Here is an 18,765-nt window from a genome sequence, read left to right as displayed (position 1 = left end):
ATACCAACAGGATAAGAGCCTGATTGTGGAGTGAAAAGCATGCAATTTCAAATAGGAGATATGGTGACGAGGGCATCCTATCAGATGGATATTATGTTTCGTATCATTCGAATTGATGAGACAGACCAGCACGAAGCCACCGCCATTTTGCATGGGAATGAAGTGAGGCTGATTGCCGATGCGAAGATGTCAGATTTGGTCTTGATTCAAAAAGAGGAGCAGCTGACAAGAGAGAAGGACGATGAACGGAAAATTAACGAATCGCTCGACTTACTCAGGCAAGATTATCAGCTGCTTCGTGAAAAACAAGAGTATTATACGTCTGGACAATATCAGCATCAGGAGCAGTATTTTCATATGCCCGGAAAGGTTCTGCATTTAGATGGAGATGCTTCATACTTAAAGAAATGCTTAGATGTATATGAAAGAATCGGTGTACCTGTGTATGGTGTGCATTGCCACGAGAAGAAAATGCCAAGCATGATTGATTCATTAATTGATCAATATCGGCCTGATATTTTGGTCATCACAGGACATGATGCGTATTCTAAACAAAAGGGCGGTGTACACGATATCGGTGCATATCGTCATTCTCGTCATTTCGTTGAAACGGTTCAAAAGGCAAGAAGGAAGGTTCCGCATTTAGATCAGCTCGTGATCTTTGCAGGTGCCTGCCAATCTCATTTTGAATCATTAATTCAAGCAGGTGCTAATTTTGCAAGCTCACCCTCACGTGTCAACATTCATGCACTTGACCCCGTCTATATTGTTGCCAAAATTAGTTTCACTCCATTTGTAGATCGAATCAACGTGTGGGATGTGCTCCGAAATACGCTGACGAGAGAAAAAGGTCTCGGAGGAATTGAAACAAGGGGTGTTTTAAGGGTAGGTATGCCATATAAAAGAGACCATGAATCGACATAACCCGACTGATTTCAGTCTGGTTTTTTTTATGCTCAAAAAGAAATTTCATATGAATACATAATTCACCGGAATTTGAGAAAAATAGGGAGGGGAAAAGGTAGAAGTTTGTCAAAATTATTTTGTTGACAATGGCTCGTGTTGGTTGATATAATTTAATTTTTATTTGACAAAAATGGGCCGTTGTTGTATAATTATCTCAGTGAGGTGGATGCAATGGCGAAGACTTTGTCCGACATCAAAAGATCGCTTGATGGTAACTTAGGTAAACGTTTGACGTTAAAGGCTAACGGAGGCCGCCGAAAAACAATTGAGCGTTCGGGCATTTTAGCTGAAACGTACCCTTCTGTTTTTGTGATTCAATTAGATCAAGATGAGAATTCGTTTGAAAGAGTTTCTTACAGTTATGCAGATATACTGACTGAGACGGTCGAATTAACGTTCGATGATACCGCTAGCTCAGTCGCCTATTAATGGGCAGTGAACTTTTTGTTTACTGCTTTTTGTTTTGCCTTTTTTTCTGTATGGGAGGCTGTCCATTATTTGAAAGGGGTAAAAGGCGGGAATCGATGCAAAATAAGAAAGCCACAAATGAGTGGCGATGATTCGAATTCTCGACCAAAGGGGCTGTTTCGTTTGGGTAGACGCCGAGGCATTATGTCAGATGAGTTCAAATACGAGCTGGCGAAGGATCTTGGATTTTATGATACCGTCAAAAATGGAGGCTGGGGAGAGATTCGTGCGCGTGACGCAGGAAATATGGTCAAGCGTGCCATTGAATTAGCTCAACAGCACATGGCTCAAGAAGAGAATCAACGATAAAGAAATGATCAGGGATACCTCGCGTGTCTCTGGTCTTTTTTGCTTGAAAAAGTGAGTGTGCTGGGGGCAAAAGCCAATATTCATCAGATCCATCAAATGTGATACAATATTGATACTTATGTTTAGATGGAGAAGTAGGTGAAATGTTTGCGTATTTTAGAAAAAGCACCGGCAAAAATTAATCTCTCACTTGATGTTCATGGAAAAAGACCGGATGGATATCACGAAGTGGAGATGGTGATGACAACAATAGATCTTGCAGATCGACTAGAGCTGACGGAGCTGGACAAAGACGAAATCCGTGTATCATCTCATAATCGTTTTGTGCCAGATGATCAACGGAATTTGGCTTATCAGGCAGCTAAATTATTAAAAACAAGATTCGGTATTCAAAAAGGCGTATCGATTGTCATCACAAAAGCAATTCCCGTCGCAGCAGGTTTAGCTGGAGGCAGCAGTGATGCCGCAGCAGCGCTTCGCGGCTTAAACCGTTTGTGGAAGTTAAATCTCACGTTAGATGAACTAGCTGAGCTTGGAGCGGAGATCGGCTCAGATGTCTCTTTTTGTGTACACGGAGGGACAGCGCTAGCGACAGGACGTGGAGAGAAACTAAAGCACATTGCGACACCGCCGCATTGCTGGGTGATTTTAGCGAAGCCGGTGATTGGGGTATCTACAGCTGAGGTCTACAGACAATATGACGCAAGCAAAGTAGAACACCCAAATGTACAGCGTATGATTGAAGCAATTGAAGCGAAAGATTATAAAGAGATGTGCGGCTCACTCGGTAACGTGTTGGAATCTGTGACATTAAAGATGTATCCAGAAGTCGATATGATTAAGAGACAGATGAAGCGTTTCGGAGCAGATGCTGTATTAATGAGCGGCAGCGGGCCAACTGTATTTGGCTTGATTCAATATGAATCGAAGGTACAAAGAATATATAACGGACTGAGAGGATTTTGTGATCAGGTTTACGCTGTCCGCATGATCGGCGAACAAAATGCCCTTGATTAAATCCGTATATTAAGTTATATTATTCATAAATTATTCGGGTTCTGGGGGTAAGTTCATGAAGTTTCGTCGAAGCGGCAGATTGGTGGACTTAACAAATTATTTGTTAACCCACCCGCACGTACTAGTACCTTTAACTTTTTTTGCAGAGCGATATCAATCTGCGAAGTCCTCTATTAGTGAAGACTTAACGATTATCAAACAGACCTTCGAACAGCAGGGAATAGGGACTTTACTTACTGTACCTGGCGCTGCTGGCGGAGTGAAATATATTCCAAAGATTCATCTAAAAGAAGCAGACGAAGTCGTAAACGATATCGGAGAGGCATTATCAACTCCTGAACGTGTGCTTCCTGGCGGCTATTTATATTTAACTGATGTTTTAGGCAATCCATCGATTCTTGCGAAAATCGGTAAGCTTTTTGCGACCATTTTTGCGGATCGACCGATTGATGTTGTCATGACTGTTGCGACGAAAGGTATTCCGATTGCCTATTCTGTTGCAGGATATTTAAATGTGCCTGTTGTAATCGTTAGAAAAGATAATAAGGTAACAGAAGGATCAACTGTGAGTATTAATTATGCATCAGGTTCTTCTAACCGAATTCAAACCATGTCACTTGCAAAGCGGAGCTTAGATAAAGGATCCAATGTGTTGATTATTGATGACTTTATGAAAGCAGGCGGAACCATTAATGGCATGATGAATCTTCTAGAGGAATTTAATGCAAATGTTGCAGGGATCGGTGTTTTATTAGAAGATGAAGGCGTAGATGAACGCCTTGTCGATGAATATGTATCGCTTTTAAAGCTTTCAACCATTGATATGAAACAGAAAATCATTGAGATCAATGAAGGCAATTTCCACGAATTTTTTCATTCGAAAGCTTAAGCTTTGATCAAACATGTATTTGAATGGGAGAGATTGATATGACAAAAGTTGTTCAAACCAAAAACGCGCCAGCAGCCATTGGACCTTACTCTCAAGGGATTATCGTCAATAACATGTTTTACAGCTCAGGGCAGATTCCATTAACGCCAGCTGGAGATTTTGTGAATGGAGATATTAAAGAACAAACACATCAAGTGTTTCATAATCTTAAAGCCGTCCTTGAAGCAGCGGGTGCTTCCTTTGAAACAGTCGTGAAAGCAACGGTTTTCATTAAAGATATGGAACAATTCGCTGAAGTGAATGAAGTGTACGGTGAATACTTCCATACACATAAGCCAGCTCGTTCATGTGTAGAAGTAGCCAGACTTCCAAAAGATGCACTTGTAGAAATTGAAGTTGTGGCATTAGTGAAATAAACAGACCATCTCTTTGGAGGCCGTTTGGTTTCATTATATGTATGAAAAGGCATCGTCATGATGTCTTTTTTCACGCAACCGATGTAAGCGCCGTCATTAAAATGACAAAAAATGTATAAATATCCCGATATTTCAAAAAAAGTTTAAAAAAAGAGCAGGAGAATCACCACAATCGTTGAATACCTAATTAATGCTTTTATATTGGGAAAAGGTGGTGAACTACTGTGGAAGTTACTGACGTAAGATTACGCCGCGTGAATACCGATGGTCGCATGAGGGCGATTGCATCCATCACGCTGGACCACGAATTTGTTGTTCATGATATTCGTGTGATTGATGGAAACAATGGCTTGTTTGTTGCAATGCCTAGCAAACGTACGCCTGATGGAGAGTTTCGCGACATTGCACATCCAATTAATTCAAGCACTCGGGGTAAAATCCAAGATGCTGTTTTAAATGAGTATCATCGCTTAGGCGAAGAGGAAGAGACAATTGAATATGAAGAAGCTGGAGCTTCTTAAAGATATGTGAACCTAAAAAGACAGCTTTAAGAGAAAATGAATGTTTTCTTTTAAATGCTGTCTTTTTTGCGTTTTTCCTCATGATTCTTTTAAGTTTCAACCATTAGAAAATTAATGTACTTCCTCTTGTATCCTTGAAATCAGTCCTTATTTAGGATATATTTTTCTATGGATAATAGGGATATTGGAGGCCAATCAATGGATAAGCGGTTCGCAGTGATTTTAGCAGCGGGAAAAGGAACAAGAATGAAGTCAAAGTTATACAAAGTACTTCATCCAGTTTGCGGAAAGCCAATGGTCGAGCATGTGGCAGATCAAGCGTTAAAGCTATCTTTAGCCAAGCTTGTGACGATTGTCGGTCATGGAGCTGAGGACGTCAAGGAGCAGCTTGGGGACAGAAGTGAATATGCACTTCAAGAAGAACAGCTGGGAACAGCACATGCCGTCAAACAAGCTAAATCGTTCCTCGCGCAGGAAAAGGGAACAACCATTGTCATTTGTGGAGATACACCATTATTGACAGCGGAAACAATGGAAGCCATGTTAAGCGAGCATCAAAAACAACAAGCGAAAGTGACGATTTTGACAGCACATGCGGATGATCCAACAGGTTATGGACGTATTCTTCGTGATGAAACAGGTGCTGTAGTAAAAATCGTCGAGCATAAAGATGCAAATGATGCTGAACGTCAAGTGAATGAAATTAATACTGGAACCTATTGCTTTTCAAATGAAGATCTCTTCCGTGTGATTGAGCAAGTGTCAAATGAAAATGCACAAGGTGAATACTATTTGCCGGATGTCATTGAAATTCTAAAGAATGAAGGACAGACGGTTGCAGCGTATCAAACACCACATTTTGAAGAAACACTTGGAGTCAATGATCGTATCGCTCTATCACAAGCAGAGCAATTCATGAAGCGACGTATTAATCATCAGCATATGAAGAATGGTGTAACCTTGATTGATCCTGAGAACACGTATATCTCGCCCGATGCAGTCATCGGTGAAGATACAATGATTTATCCTGGGACGGTCATCAAAGGGAATGTAAAGATTGGTGCAGATGCCACAATCGGTCCGAACACTGAAATTGTTGATAGCGTAATTGGAGATCGGACAGTCATTAAGCAGTCTGTTGTCTGCGATAGTGAAGTTGGGGTAGATGTGACAATTGGACCGTTTGCTCATATTCGCCCATTGTCGAAAATTGGCGATGAAGTGAAGATCGGGAATTTTGTCGAAATCAAGAAAACAGTTTTCGGTGACCGAAGCAAAGCGTCTCATCTCAGCTATATTGGAGATGCAGAGGTCGGAGCGGATGTAAACCTTGGTTGTGGATCTATTACAGTTAATTATGATGGGAAGAACAAATTCTTAACGAAGATTGAAGATGGCGCATTTATTGGCTGTAATTCAAATCTCGTTGCACCAGTCACTGTCGGAAAAGGGGCATATGTTGCAGCCGGTTCAACGGTTACAGAAGATGTACCGCAGGATGCATTGTCTATTGCTAGAGCAAGACAAGTCAATAAAGAAGATTATGTGAAAAATATTCATAAAAAATAATCCAAATACCCGGAGGTTTACCATGTCTAATCGTTATGCTGATGCGAATTTAAAGATATTCTCTTTGAATTCAAACCCTGAACTTGCCAAAGAAATTGCCGATCGTATCGGAGTTGATGTAGGAAAGAGCTCTGTTAAACGTTTTAGTGACGGTGAAGTCCAAATCAATATTGAAGAAAGTATCCGCGGCTGTGATTGTTATGTCATTCAATCTACTAGTGCGCCAGTCAATGAGCACATTATGGAGCTACTCATTATGGTAGATGCACTAAAACGCGCTTCTGCGAAAACGGTCAATATTGTCATCCCTTATTACGGATATGCACGTCAAGATCGTAAGGCGAAACCTCGTGAGCCAATCACAGCGAAGCTGTTTGCGAACTTACTTGAAACAGCAGGTGCTACACGTGTCATTGCACTTGATCTTCATGCGCCGCAAATCCAAGGTTTCTTTGATATTCCAATCGATAACTTAATGGCTGTGCCAATCTTAACAAACTATTTCGAACAGAAAAACTTGAATGATATCGTTGTTGTGTCTCCTGACCACGGTGGTGTTACGCGTGCGCGCAAAATGGCGGACCGCCTGAAAGCACCAATCGCAATTATCGACAAACGTCGTCCGAAGCCGAACGTGGCTGAAGTGATGAACATCATTGGGAACATTGAAGGCAAAACGGCGATTCTCATCGATGATATCATTGATACAGCTGGTACGATTACACTTGCTGCAAATGCACTTGTGGAAAATGGGGCGGCTGAAGTCTATGCTTGTTGTACTCACCCAGTATTGTCTGGACCAGCAGTAGAACGTATTACAAACTCTAAAATTAAAGAATTAGTTGTGACAAACAGTATTCACTTAACAGATGACAAGAAAGTTGGAAAATTCATTCCGCTTTCAGTTGGGCCTTTGCTTGCAGAAGCCATCATCCGTGTACATGAAGAAGAATCTGTGAGCTACCTTTTCAGCTAATTGGAAAAGGCCCTAGGCATCAGCTTGGGGTCTTTTTGCTGTGATAAATGAAAGGCAAACATGTTTAAAATGATTCAGTTATGGGTATTTATGAAAGTAGTGACAAAAAAGAAATAGGATGGTGCTGAATATGGCAACTTTAAAAGCAAATAAAAGAACTGATTTCAAACGTTCCACACTGCAAAAAATCCGTCATTCAGGACACGTTCCTGGTGTCATATACGGAAAAAATACAGACAACCTTGCTGTTTCATTAGACAGTATTGATTTATTAAAGACATTACGTGATGAAGGAAAAAACACAATCATCACATTAGACGTTGGCGGTGAAACAAAATCTGTGATGGTAACAGAACTGCAAACAGATCCGTTGAAAAATGAGCTAGTCCACGCTGATTTCCAAGTGGTCGACTTACAGCGAGAAATTGACGCAGATGTACCTGTACAACTCATTGGCGAATCCAAAGGTGTAAAGGATGGCGGTGTGCTTCAGCAGCCACTATTTGAGCTATCCATTACAGCGAAACCAAAGGATATCCCGCAAAATATTGAAGCTGATATTACAAACTTAGAAGTAAATGACGTACTAACAGTTGGTGATCTGTCTGTTCAGTCTACGTATCAAATTAATAATGATCCAGAAGAAGTTGTTGCTTCGATCTTACCGCCTCAGCAATCAGAGGTTCCAGAGCCAGATAGTGAAGAGGAAACGCAAGAGCCTGAGGCCATTAAAGAAAAAGATGACAGCGAAGAATAACTGGTCAATTAGAGACGTAACCCTCCCGCGGTTACGTCTTTTGTGCTAGAATGAAAAGAATTCATACGTTTTGCATGAGGCAATCACATTGGCTCATTTTTTAGGCGTGTGCATGTGCGACAAAGGAGGTTATTGGTTTCATGATTGCGTTCGTTGGATTGGGTAATCCAGGAAAAGAATATGAAAAAACAAGACATAACGTCGGGTTTATGACAATAGATGAACTATCAAAAAAATGGGACATCCCATTAAATCAATCAAAATTCCATGGACAATATGGAACTGGGTTTGTTTCGGGGCAAAAGGTTCTACTTGTGAAGCCTCTTACATATATGAACTTATCAGGGGAATGTGTGCGTCCGCTGATGGATTACTATGATATTCCCCTTGAACATTTGAAGGTCATTTATGATGATCTTGATTTGCCAACGGGCCGGATTCGTTTGCGTACTAAAGGAAGTGCAGGCGGACATAACGGAATCAAATCGTTGATTCAGCATTTAGGTTCACCTGAGTTTGACCGATTCCGTATCGGCATCGGCCGTCCACAAAACGGCATGAAGGTCGTCGATTACGTACTAGGACGCTTCTCAGAGGAAGAACAGCCTGATATCTCATCTGCTATTCAAGCATCTGTTGAAGCTTGTGAAGCGGCTTTAACAAAGCCATTTTTAGAAGTGATGAATGATTTTAACAAGAAGGTATAAGAATGATAAGCAAAGCACATACTGATCATAAAATCTCAGCATGGGAGGATCACGTATGGCTTTGCACTATTACTGCCGGCACTGTGGTGTAAAGGTTGGCAGTCTAGATGAATCCGCTGTCCAAAGTGAAGCACTTGGATTTCATCACTTAACAAATGAGGAAAGAAACGATATGATTTCTTATAGGGAAAATGGTGATTTACATGTACAAACCATTTGTGAGGATTGCCAAGAGGCGCTCGAAAGAAATCCTGATTACCATCAGTATCATACCTTTATTCAATAAAAAGCTTTGGTGTAGATAATAGACCAAAGCGTTTTTCTGTTTTAAACAAGCAGGGAGGAGGAGCCAAATGAAAAATATACAATCATTTATCAAACAAAGTGATGATTTTCAGTCCATTTTTAACGGACTAAAAGAAGGGTTAAAAGAACAGCTGCTCGCCGGACTATCAGGCTCCGTCAGATCTTTATTTACAGCCGCCATATCAGACGAATTAAAGCGGCCGATGTTTATTGTGACACATAACTTATATCAAGCGCAGAAGGTCACAGATGATCTAGCAAGTGTGATGCCAGATCGTTCGGTCCTTCTTTATCCTGTCAATGAACTCATTGCATCTGAAATTGCTGTGGCAAGCCCTGAGCTTAGAGCGCAGCGTCTTGATGTATTGAATCGTCTCGCGAATGGAGAAAATCCGATTGTCGTGACCCCAGCAGCTGCAGTGCGTAGAATGCTTCCTCCTGTTGAGCTCTGGAAGGAGAGTCAGATCCATTTAAAGGTTGGTGAAGAAATTGATTTGGAGGCGTTTTCAAAACAACTCGTGCAAATCGGTTATGACCGGACGTCCATGGTCGCTGCGCCCGGAGACTTTAGTGTGCGCGGAGGAATCATTGACATTTATGCGTTAACGGAAGACCACCCGATCCGTATAGAGCTGTTTGATACAGAAGTGGATTCTATTCGGTCCTTCCACTCTGACACGCAGCGTTCATTGGAAACACTTCAAGAAATCAAGATTGGCCCGGCGAAAGAGCTGATTGTAAGAGGGCCTGAACGAGTGAGAGCGATTGAACAGCTTGACGAAGGTCTTGCCAGTAGCTTAAAGAAATTCAACTCGGATAAACAAAAAGAACTGCTCCATCAGAATATTTCTGCTGATCGTGAGAAGCTGCTAGAAGGTATTGTGACACAAGAAATGACGAAGTATCTGTCCTATTTCTATGAAAAGCCTGCTAGTTTGCTAGATTATACATCGCAGGATACGATTATCATTCTAGATGAAATCAGCAGAATTCAGGAGATGGAAGAACAGCTTGAACAGGAAGAAGCAGATTGGACAATTAGTCTGCTGGAAGAAGGGAATATTCTGCATGATCTAGCCCTTTCCTTCCCATTTCAAGAGCTGTTCAATCAGCAATCGAGATCGATTCTGTACTATTCCTTATTTTTGAGACATGTTCAGCAGACCAATCCGCAAAATATCGTCAATGTATCTAGTAAGCAAATGCAGAATTTCCACGGCCAGATGAATGTGCTTGCAAGTGAAATTGAACGCTACAAAAAGCAGAATTATACGGTTGTCTTTTTAGGTGCGGATGAAGAGCGGACAGAGAAGTTGTCATCTGTCTTGCATGATTATGACATTGAAGCAGCTCTTGCTAAACCTGATGCTGAGCTTGTCAGCGGGCAAGTATATATTTTACAAGGTGAGCTTCAAACCGGTTTTGAACTACCTTTATCCAAAATTGCTGTCATTACAGAGGGTGAACTTTTCAAGAAACGTGTGAAGAAGCAGGCACGTAAGCAAAAGCTGACAAACGCAGAGCGAATCAAAAGCTATTCAGAGCTGCAAGTGGGCGATTATGTGGTGCACATTAACCACGGGATCGGTAAGTATTTAGGAATTGAAACGCTTGAAATTGGCGGCATTCATAAAGATTATTTAAATATTCATTATCAAGGAAGCGACAAGCTTTATGTCCCTGTTGAACAAATTGATCAGGTGCAGAAGTATGTAGGGTCAGAAGGAAAAGAACCAAAGCTATACAAATTAGGCGGCAGCGACTGGAAACGCGTGAAGAAAAAAGTAGAATCATCTGTGCAGGACATTGCAGATGATCTGATTAAGCTGTACGCAGAACGTGAAGCAAGCAAAGGGTATGCCTTCTCGCCTGACCATGAGATGCAGCGCCAGTTTGAATCTGCATTCCCTTACCAAGAAACAGATGATCAAATTCGCTCGATTCATGAAATCAAGCAAGACATGGAGCGGGAGCGCCCGATGGATCGTCTGCTTTGTGGAGATGTGGGCTATGGAAAAACAGAGGTGGCGATTCGAGCGGCCTTCAAAGCTATTGCTGACGGGAAGCAGGTGGCACTGCTTGTACCAACAACGATCTTAGCGCAGCAGCATTTTGACACGATTATGGACAGATTCCAAGACTATCCTGTTAAAATCGCTCAGCTTAGCCGCTTCCGTACACGAAAAGAAACAACAGAAACCTTAAAAGGGCTGAAAAACGGAACCATTGATATGGTCATTGGGACGCATCGTCTTCTTTCAAAAGACATTGTGTACAAGGATTTAGGACTGTTAATTATCGATGAAGAGCAGCGCTTTGGTGTGACGCATAAAGAGAAAATTAAGCAAATGAAAGCCAATATTGATGTGCTGACGTTAACGGCAACGCCAATTCCTCGTACGCTTCATATGTCGATGCTTGGCGTACGTGACTTATCTGTTATTGAAACGCCACCTGAGAACCGTTTCCCAGTTCAAACCTATGTTGTCGAGTACAATGGTGCGTTAGTTAGAGAAGCTATTGAGCGAGAATTGGCAAGAGGCGGTCAAGTGTACTTCCTTTATAACCGAGTGGAGGATATTGAACGAAAAGCAGATGAAATCTCGATGCTTGTTCCAGACGCAAAAGTAAGCTACGCACACGGGAAAATGAGTGAGAACGAGCTGGAATCCGTGATGATTAATTTCCTAGAAGGTGAATCGGATGTACTCGTTAGTACAACCATTATCGAAACGGGCGTAGACATACCAAATGTGAACACGCTCATTGTTCATGATGCTGATAAAATGGGGCTTTCGCAGCTGTACCAGTTAAGAGGACGAGTTGGGCGCTCGAATCGTGTGGCCTATGCTTATTTCACTTATCGAAAAGATAAAGTGCTTTCTGAAGTAGCTGAGAAAAGACTTCAAGCCATTAAAGAATTCACTGAGCTTGGATCAGGCTTTAAAATTGCGATGCGTGATTTAACAATTCGAGGAGCAGGGAACTTACTTGGTGCACAGCAGCATGGATTTATTGATTCTGTTGGATTCGACCTTTACTCTCAAATGCTGAAAGAAGCCATTGAAGAAAGAAGAGGCGATACGACTGCTCAAGAAAAATTTGAGCCGGAAATTGATCTCCAAATTGATGCCTACATTCCAGATAGCTATATTTCTGATGGCAAACAAAAGATCGAGATGTATAAACAGTTTAGAGCGATTGGATCAATAGAAGAGCGGAAAGAGCTTCAAGATGAAATGATTGACCGATTCGGAGAATATCCGCAAGAAGTGGCTGATTTGTTCACGATTGCGACGATGAAGGTGTACGCTGTGCAGGAACGTGTCGAGTTGATCAAGATGGAGAAAGGCATTGTTAGACTCACTCTCGATGAAAAAGCAAGCAGCGACATCGATGGTCAAAAATTATTTGAGCTTGGCAGTCAATATGGACGTGATATCGGTCTTGGCATGGAAGGCAGCAAGCTGATTATTTCTGTCCAAACAAAAGGCAAGAAAACGGAGGAGTGGCTTGAAGTCATTCTTCGTATGCTTCGAGGTCTTCAAGATGTGAAAAAAGAAACCATTCCATCTTCATAAAATTTTGTTGGTCTCTCGTGTATATTACGTTTGATGTGACGGATACTAATCTCAGGGTCAAGTGGTGAATGTTGCATAAAGTGGACGCTTTTGTTCCATTCACCCAACACATCATCAAACGAAAGAGAGGCAGCAGTGAATGAAAGCAACTGGAATTGTACGCCGCATCGATGATCTAGGTAGAGTGGTTATACCGAAGGAGATTCGCAGAACATTGCGCATCCGGGAAGGAGATCCACTTGAGATTTTTGTCGACCGCGATGGAGAAGTCATTTTGAAGAAGTATTCACCGATTAGTGAGCTAGGAGACTTTGCGAAGGAATATGCTGATGCATTATTCGACAGTTTGGGTCATTCTATCCTCATCTGTGATCGTGATACGTATATTGCTGTATCCGGTAGTTCAAAAAAAGAGTATTTAAACAAATCCATTAGTGATTTACTTGAACGAACAATGGATCAGCGTAATTCTGTATTAGAGGACAGCAAGAAAGAAATTCAGCTTGTGGATGGTATTGATGATGATGTATCAGCTTATACCATTGCACCTATTGTTGCAAACGGAGATCCAATTGGCGCCGTCGTCTTATTTTCTAAAGAGCGTTCAATGGGAGAAGTGGAGCATAAAGCGGCAGAAACGGCAGCTGGCTTCTTAGCCCGTCAAATGGAACATTAGGTCTAATAAATCTATATCATTTTGATAAAACGAAAGAATGCCGATGAAATCATCTGATTTTGTCGGCGTTTTTTATATGGGATGAAACAAAACAATGAATGTATCGTCTACTCCTTAGAAAGAAACGGCTTGCCAGTCACGTATGATATAATGAGTGCGTTTAAATGCAGGTATATTTTTTGATTGAACATAAAGGAGTCATCCATGAAAAATGCTGTAAATCAGCCGCATTGGCTTTTCCAAGGTGCGGTGATTTTAACCATCGCAGGCTTGTTATCAAAGGTACTGAGTGCCGTATATCGTGTCCCTTTTCAAAATATCGTAGGAGACACAGGTTTTTATATTTATCAGCAGGTCTATCCCTTTCTTGGCATTGCGATCATGCTCGGCACCACTGGTTTTCCTGTGATGGTGTCCAAGCTCCTGAGCGAGCATGGTGAGGAGAATCGCCGAATCATTACAAAGGTATCCTTGGTGTATATCACTTTGCTGAGCTCGGTCTTATTTCTTTGTTTATACATAGGAGCAGGCACAATTGCGAATCTCATGGCGGACAGTCAATTAATGTTGCTCATCCAGATGAGTTCGTTTGTGTTTTTGTTTCTGCCGCTTACCGTGATTCTGAGGGGTGTTTTTCAGAGTGATGGGCTGATGCTCCCCACTGCGGTCTCTCAATTGGCTGAGCAGCTCATCAGAGTAGGCGTCCTGCTTGTTTTATCTTTCTATTTTGTGAGACATGGCTATTCGCTTTATGAAACAGGAGCGGGTGCGGTGTTCTCTTCTATAGCTGGAAGTGCGGCTTCACTCATTTTGCTTCTTTTCCTTTGGCTGACCTATCGGAAGCGGTCGTCAGCGAGCAAGACATTAAAACAGGCTACACTGCGGAAAAAAGATGTGCTGAAGAGTTTGGTGCTTTATACATTGACGATTTGTGTGAGTGGATTGCTGATCCTATGGATGCAAATGATCGATGCTTTTCACTTGTATGCGCTACTGCGCAGTGAGGGACTGAGTGAAGCAGCTGCAAAGGCGGCAAAAGGCGTATATGACCGAGGTCAGCCGTTCCTGCAGCTCGGGACGGTGTTTGCAATTAGTATTGGGACGTCTCTTGTTCCGTTTTTGTCGTCGGCCTTAAGAAAAGGGCAGCATGAAGCAATTCGTGAAAAAGTACGTACATCGTTTAAGGCAACATCGGTGCTGGGGATTGGTTCAGCTGTCGGTCTTATATGTATTTTATCGTCTGTGAACATTATGCTTTTTCGTAATGACTTAGGGACAGATGCGCTGCAAATATTTTGCATATCCATTGCCTTCACATCAATGGCGATTACGCAAACCGCTTTACTTCAGGGTCTGGGACATACCGTGTACCCGGCTGTTGTGGTCCTGATCAGTGTACTGGTGAAATGGGGTCTGACGCTGGCTCTTGTCCCGTTATTCGGCATTTATGGAGCCGCATGGTCGACTGTTTGTGGGTTTCTCGCCGCCGCTGCGCTCAATGCGGTGTATTTGAAGCATAAAGGGTGGATTTCAATAAGAGAGCTATTCCCAGTGAAAATTCTTTTATCAGCAGCATTCATGGCTGTCGTTTTAATTGGATATCAGGCATTGTTTTCTTGGATCATTCCCTTTGAGAAACGACCGTTTTCTGTTTTAGAGAGCCTGACTTCAGTTTTTATTGGTGGTTTCGCCTTTTTATATAGTATTCTTAAGCTAGACGTATTTACGGAAGAGGAATGGAGACTCATTCCATTAGGAGAAAAGATTTTATATTTTAAACAGATGAGAGGGAATCGAAATGGTAGGTAAGATTACAGTCGTTGGTCTTGGGGCAGGCGACATGGATCAGCTAACGCTCGGTGTATATAAGCAGCTGAAGCAGGCGAAAGAAGTATACATGAGAACGCAGGATCATCCACTCACCGCAGAATTGATGCAGGAGGTCCCGTCTCTGACCTTTTTTGATGAGATATATGAAAAGCATGATCAGTTTGATGCAGTGTATGAGGAAATCACAGACATTCTCTTCCAAGAGGCTGAGGGGAAAGATATTGTGTATGCAGTACCAGGTCACCCGTTTGTAGCGGAAAAGACAGTGCAGCTTCTTGTTTCACAACAGAAGGAGCGCGGGGTTGAGGTGTACGTCGCTGGTGGACAAAGCTTTTTGGATGCGACGTTTAATTCCTTACAGATTGACCCAATTGAAGGGCTGCAATTCGTTGACGCAGGGGATATGAGAGCGGATGATCTGAAGTTGACCCAGCATGTGCTGATCTGTCAGGTATATGATCAGATGACAGCCTCGAATGTGAAGCTGACCCTCATGGAAAAGCTACCTGACGATTATGAAGTCTTTATCGTAACGGCAGCTGGAAGCAGTCAGGAACAGATTACAGGTGTTCCTTTATTTGAACTTGATCGAGATGTGTCGATAAATAACTTAACGAGTGTTTATGTGCCTCCAATCCAAGATGAAAAGCTACTCTATCAACAATTTGACACTTTCCGTGAAGTCATTCGTACATTAAGAGGTCCTGGCGGCTGTCCTTGGGATCAAAAACAAACGAATGAGTCGCTCAAACCATATTTAATTGAAGAATGTTATGAGCTGCTGGAAGCCATAGATGAAGACGATCCAGATCATATGGTTGAAGAACTCGGAGATGTACTGCTGCAAGTTTTACTCCATGCCCAAATTGGTGAAGATGATGGTTACTTCTCAATGGATGACGTCATCCAGCATGTCACAGAAAAAATGATTCGACGACATCCGCATGTGTTTGGTGATACGGATGTGTCTGAAGCATCAGATGTCGTCGCCAACTGGGAAAAAATCAAGCAGCAGGAAAAACCGGAGCGTGCAGCTTCTATTTTGCAATCCATTCCAACGACTCTTCCAGCTTTAACAAAAGCTTATAAGCTCCAAAAGAAAGCAGCGAAAGTGGGCTTCGACTGGACAGAAGTAGAAGATATTTGGAACAAATATGAAGAAGAAAAGCAGGAATTCCTTGTGGAAGTGGCAGATAAGACGGATGAAGGTGCAACAAAGCAGATGAAGGATGAATTTGGGGATCTTTTATTTGTTCTCGTCAACATCGGCAGATTTTATCACCTAGAGCCTGAAACCGCCCTCTCTTCCGCAAACACAAAATTCATGCGGCGCTTTCAGCATATTGAACAAAAAGCAAAGGACATAGGGCGTTCACTAGAGGACTTGACCCTAGAAGAAATGGACGATCTGTGGAACGATGCTAAACGCATAGAAAGAGGTGAACATACATGAGACTAGATAAATTCTTAAAAGTGTCTCGTTTAATCAAAAGAAGAACATTGGCAAAAGAAGTAGCCGATCAAGGGAGAATTTCCATTAATGGCACGCAGGCGAAAGCCAGCTCTGACGTGAAAGAAGGGGACGAGCTTCAAATTCGCTTTGGCCAAAAGCTTGTGACTGTTCAAGTCAACGAGTTAAAAGACACAACGAAAAAAGAAGAAGCTGCTGGCATGTATACTGTGCTAAAAGAAGAGAAAACAGCAGAATAGGGCTTGTTCTAAATGTCCCGCCTGTCACATACAATGCAGTAACAATGCAAGTATGAGATATGGGGGATGTATAAATGAATCAATATTATAATCAACCTCAAGGCACGAAGTTGTCATCAGAAGCCGAGCATCATGTCACAATGCGCAACAGAAAGCATTTAGATATTACCGGGGTCAAACAAGTCGAGAGCTTTGATAATGAAGAATTTCTGCTTGAGACTGTCATGGGAGTCCTTGCCATTCGCGGAGAAAATCTGCAAATGAAAAACTTAGATGTAGAAAAGGGCGTTGTGTCCATTAAAGGGCGTGTCTTTGACTTAATCTATGTAGATGAGCAGCACGGGGAGAAAGCTAAAGGATTTTTTAGCAAGCTGTTTAAATGACACTGACGGTCCAGTTTTATACGATGCTTTCGATGGCGGCGATGGGCATCTGGCTGGGCGCATCGCTGGATACGTACAAGCTGTTTGTGAACCGGGAAAAAACAGCAAAATGGCTGCTGGTCATTCACGACCTCCTTTTTTGGGTGGTGCAGGGTCTGTTATTCTTTTATGTCCTGCTGCTAACCAATGAGGGAGAATTCAGACTTTATATTTTTCTAGCTGTTGCTTTAGGTTTCTCGATGTACCAGGCATTGATGAAACAGCTGTATATGAACATCCTCAAGTTTGTGATGAGGTGTATTTATCAGACTGTTCTCTTCCTGAAAAGGCTGATCATGTCGATGGTTTTCCAGCCCATTCGCTGGATCGTCGGTTTGATCATAAGTGCTCTTCTGTTCTTGTTCCACTCGCTCTTACGCCTTGTTCGTTTTGCGTTTCGACTCGTGTGGAAGGTGCTGTATATTGTTTGTTATCCGCTTATTTGGTTACTCAATGTAACCATTATTCATCGAATTCCCGAAAAATGGCGAACATCAATGAGGTTGTTTTTCTCAAAAGGAGCAGGAATTTTACAAGGGATCAAGAAATTATCTCGTACCATGAAAACGAAATGGAAACAATTCTGGACAAAGTAAGAGAGGAGGCCTTCATCCTTGAACGAGAGAAAAAGAAATATCGCACAAATTCAAAATGATTATCAAAAACAAATGGAACAGCAAGCGCAGCGCCTAAAACGCAAACGCCGGGGACTCCTTAGAAGGCTTACCGTGTTTGGAGTCATTGTGCTCATGTTTGCTGTTTTGGTAACAAGTGCCCTCTGGTCGCAATCGTCTGCATTGAAAGAAAAAGAAGAGAAGAAGGTTGCGCTTGAAAAAGAATTGAAGCAATTACAAACAAAGCAGGAAGATATTTCTGATGAAATCAAAAAGCTGAAAAGCAAAGAATACGTACTCGAACTGGCACGACGGGACTATTATATGTCTAAAAAAGGCGAAAAAATCTTTGATGTGGGCAATAAGAGCGATTAGCCTTGTTGACACTTAAAATTCAGTTTATGTATAATTGAACAAATGAGATTTTTTTATAAGTCTAAGGAGGAGCACTTTTTTTATGTCGATTGAAGTTGGCAGCAAGTTACAAGGGAAAGTTACGGGCATTACAAATTTTGGAGCTTTTGTGGAGTTGCCAGGCGGTTCAACTGGTCTCGTTCATATCAGTGAGGTAGCCGATAACTATGTAAAAGATATTAATGAGCATTTAAAAGTCGGTGAACAAGTTGAAGTGAAAGTGATTAACGTTGAAAAAGACGGTAAAATCGGCTTGTCCATTAAAAAAGCAAAAGATCGTCCTCAACAACAACAATCAAGACCGAGCAGAAATGATTTCCGTCCGAAGGAATCGTTTGAGCAAAAAATGAACAAATTCTTAAAAGATAGCGAAGATCGCTTAACATCTTTAAAACGTAACACGGAATCAAAACGTGGGGGGCGCGGAGCAAGAAGAGGTTAACTTGTTGCTGCTTTCTATATATTTTTCACAACAAAGCATCTGCTGTTTAGCGGGTGCTTTTTTTAATACAAATTCAACGTTTTTTGTGCATTTGCCATTTAATTTAAAACTTTCTATTGACGGACAAGCGAATCCTTTGTATTATAGTTCTTGTGCTTCTTAGCGCATTTTACAT

21 protein-coding genes are annotated in these 18,765 nt (G+C 41.8%); all 21 read left to right on the top strand.

Features of this window, described 5'->3' with window-relative positions; translation table 11 throughout:
• Positions 1–39: 39 nt before the first annotated feature.
• The 21 genes from yabG (at position 40) to EBQ12_RS18775 (ending at position 18,590) form a co-directional block, all read left to right on the top strand.
• Positions 40–924 (top strand): sporulation peptidase YabG, encoded by an 885-nt coding sequence (gene yabG / locus EBQ12_RS18875; RefSeq protein ID WP_007496216.1) that lies wholly within the window; start codon positions 40–42, stop codon positions 922–924.
• A 213-nt stretch (positions 925–1,137) separates the two neighbouring features.
• Positions 1,138–1,395, top strand: a complete 258-nt coding sequence (gene veg / locus EBQ12_RS18870; RefSeq protein ID WP_003217979.1) for a biofilm formation stimulator Veg — start codon at positions 1,138–1,140, stop codon at positions 1,393–1,395.
• A 162-nt stretch (positions 1,396–1,557) separates the two neighbouring features.
• Positions 1,558–1,743 (top strand): small, acid-soluble spore protein, alpha/beta type, encoded by a 186-nt coding sequence (locus EBQ12_RS18865; RefSeq protein WP_017366434.1) that lies wholly within the window; start codon positions 1,558–1,560, stop codon positions 1,741–1,743.
• A gap of 147 nt (positions 1,744–1,890) precedes the next feature.
• Positions 1,891–2,760 carry a 4-(cytidine 5'-diphospho)-2-C-methyl-D-erythritol kinase gene (ispE, locus tag EBQ12_RS18860; protein ID WP_019743558.1) on the top strand — a complete coding sequence of 290 codons (870 nt, stop codon included), beginning with the start codon at positions 1,891–1,893 and terminating at the stop codon, positions 2,758–2,760.
• A gap of 55 nt (positions 2,761–2,815) precedes the next feature.
• Positions 2,816–3,649 (top strand): pur operon repressor, encoded by an 834-nt coding sequence (purR, locus tag EBQ12_RS18855; RefSeq protein WP_008341862.1) that lies wholly within the window; start codon positions 2,816–2,818, stop codon positions 3,647–3,649.
• Positions 3,650–3,687: 38 nt separating this feature from the next.
• Complete coding sequence (ridA, locus tag EBQ12_RS18850; protein ID WP_008341860.1) at positions 3,688–4,065, top strand: 2-iminobutanoate/2-iminopropanoate deaminase; 378 nt, start codon at positions 3,688–3,690, stop codon at positions 4,063–4,065.
• Between the two features lie 224 nt (positions 4,066–4,289).
• Complete coding sequence (gene spoVG, locus EBQ12_RS18845; protein WP_008357439.1) at positions 4,290–4,586, top strand: septation regulator SpoVG; 297 nt, start codon at positions 4,290–4,292, stop codon at positions 4,584–4,586.
• 198 nt (positions 4,587–4,784) lie between these two features.
• Complete coding sequence (glmU, locus tag EBQ12_RS18840; RefSeq protein WP_108611675.1) at positions 4,785–6,155, top strand: bifunctional UDP-N-acetylglucosamine diphosphorylase/glucosamine-1-phosphate N-acetyltransferase GlmU; 1,371 nt, start codon at positions 4,785–4,787, stop codon at positions 6,153–6,155.
• Positions 6,156–6,177: 22 nt separating this feature from the next.
• A complete protein-coding gene (locus EBQ12_RS18835) occupies positions 6,178–7,131 on the top strand; it encodes a ribose-phosphate diphosphokinase (RefSeq protein ID WP_003217907.1) in 954 nt (317 codons plus the stop codon).
• 130 nt (positions 7,132–7,261) lie between these two features.
• A complete protein-coding gene (locus tag EBQ12_RS18830) occupies positions 7,262–7,888 on the top strand; it encodes a 50S ribosomal protein L25/general stress protein Ctc (protein ID WP_008341853.1) in 627 nt (208 codons plus the stop codon).
• A gap of 140 nt (positions 7,889–8,028) precedes the next feature.
• Positions 8,029–8,595 carry an aminoacyl-tRNA hydrolase gene (pth, locus tag EBQ12_RS18825; RefSeq protein WP_007496201.1) on the top strand — a complete coding sequence of 189 codons (567 nt, stop codon included), beginning with the start codon at positions 8,029–8,031 and terminating at the stop codon, positions 8,593–8,595.
• Between the two features lie 55 nt (positions 8,596–8,650).
• Entirely contained in the window at positions 8,651–8,881 is a 231-nt protein-coding gene (fin, locus tag EBQ12_RS18820; protein WP_003217967.1) for an anti-sigma-F factor Fin, read from the top strand.
• A gap of 67 nt (positions 8,882–8,948) precedes the next feature.
• On the top strand, positions 8,949–12,482 hold the full coding sequence (mfd, locus tag EBQ12_RS18815; protein ID WP_008341846.1) for a transcription-repair coupling factor: 3,534 nt from the start codon (positions 8,949–8,951) through the stop codon (positions 12,480–12,482).
• A gap of 139 nt (positions 12,483–12,621) precedes the next feature.
• The gene (gene spoVT, locus EBQ12_RS18810) at positions 12,622–13,158 is read left to right on the top strand and encodes a stage V sporulation protein T (protein WP_007496196.1); all 537 of its coding nucleotides are present in this window, start codon (positions 12,622–12,624) and stop codon (positions 13,156–13,158) included.
• A 204-nt stretch (positions 13,159–13,362) separates the two neighbouring features.
• On the top strand, positions 13,363–14,967 hold the full coding sequence (locus EBQ12_RS18805; RefSeq protein WP_125591006.1) for a putative polysaccharide biosynthesis protein: 1,605 nt from the start codon (positions 13,363–13,365) through the stop codon (positions 14,965–14,967).
• Positions 14,957–16,441, top strand: coding sequence for a bifunctional methyltransferase/pyrophosphohydrolase YabN (gene yabN, locus EBQ12_RS18800; RefSeq protein ID WP_125591004.1), 1,485 nt, complete (start codon positions 14,957–14,959; stop codon positions 16,439–16,441). Before EBQ12_RS18805 ends, yabN begins: the two co-directional genes overlap by 11 nt.
• On the top strand, positions 16,438–16,698 hold the full coding sequence (locus EBQ12_RS18795; RefSeq protein ID WP_008341839.1) for an RNA-binding S4 domain-containing protein: 261 nt from the start codon (positions 16,438–16,440) through the stop codon (positions 16,696–16,698). The genes yabN and EBQ12_RS18795 overlap by 4 nt, the downstream gene beginning before the upstream one ends.
• A 74-nt stretch (positions 16,699–16,772) precedes the next feature.
• Entirely contained in the window at positions 16,773–17,081 is a 309-nt protein-coding gene (gene yabP / locus EBQ12_RS18790; RefSeq protein ID WP_007496190.1) for a sporulation protein YabP, read from the top strand.
• Complete coding sequence (gene yabQ / locus EBQ12_RS18785; protein ID WP_007496188.1) at positions 17,078–17,716, top strand: spore cortex biosynthesis protein YabQ; 639 nt, start codon at positions 17,078–17,080, stop codon at positions 17,714–17,716. The genes yabP and yabQ overlap by 4 nt, the downstream gene beginning before the upstream one ends.
• An 18-nt stretch (positions 17,717–17,734) precedes the next feature.
• Positions 17,735–18,109, top strand: a complete 375-nt coding sequence (locus EBQ12_RS18780) for an FtsB family cell division protein (protein ID WP_007496186.1) — start codon at positions 17,735–17,737, stop codon at positions 18,107–18,109.
• 82 nt (positions 18,110–18,191) lie between these two features.
• Complete coding sequence (locus EBQ12_RS18775) at positions 18,192–18,590, top strand: S1 domain-containing RNA-binding protein (protein ID WP_003217901.1); 399 nt, start codon at positions 18,192–18,194, stop codon at positions 18,588–18,590.
• The last annotated feature ends 175 nt before the right edge of the window (positions 18,591–18,765 follow it).

The organism is Bacillus sp. 2B09, assembly GCF_003946835.1.
Lineage (GTDB): Bacteria > Bacillota > Bacilli > Bacillales > Bacillaceae > Bacillus > Bacillus altitudinis.
This window is presented reverse-complemented; position numbering and strand designations above follow the sequence as displayed.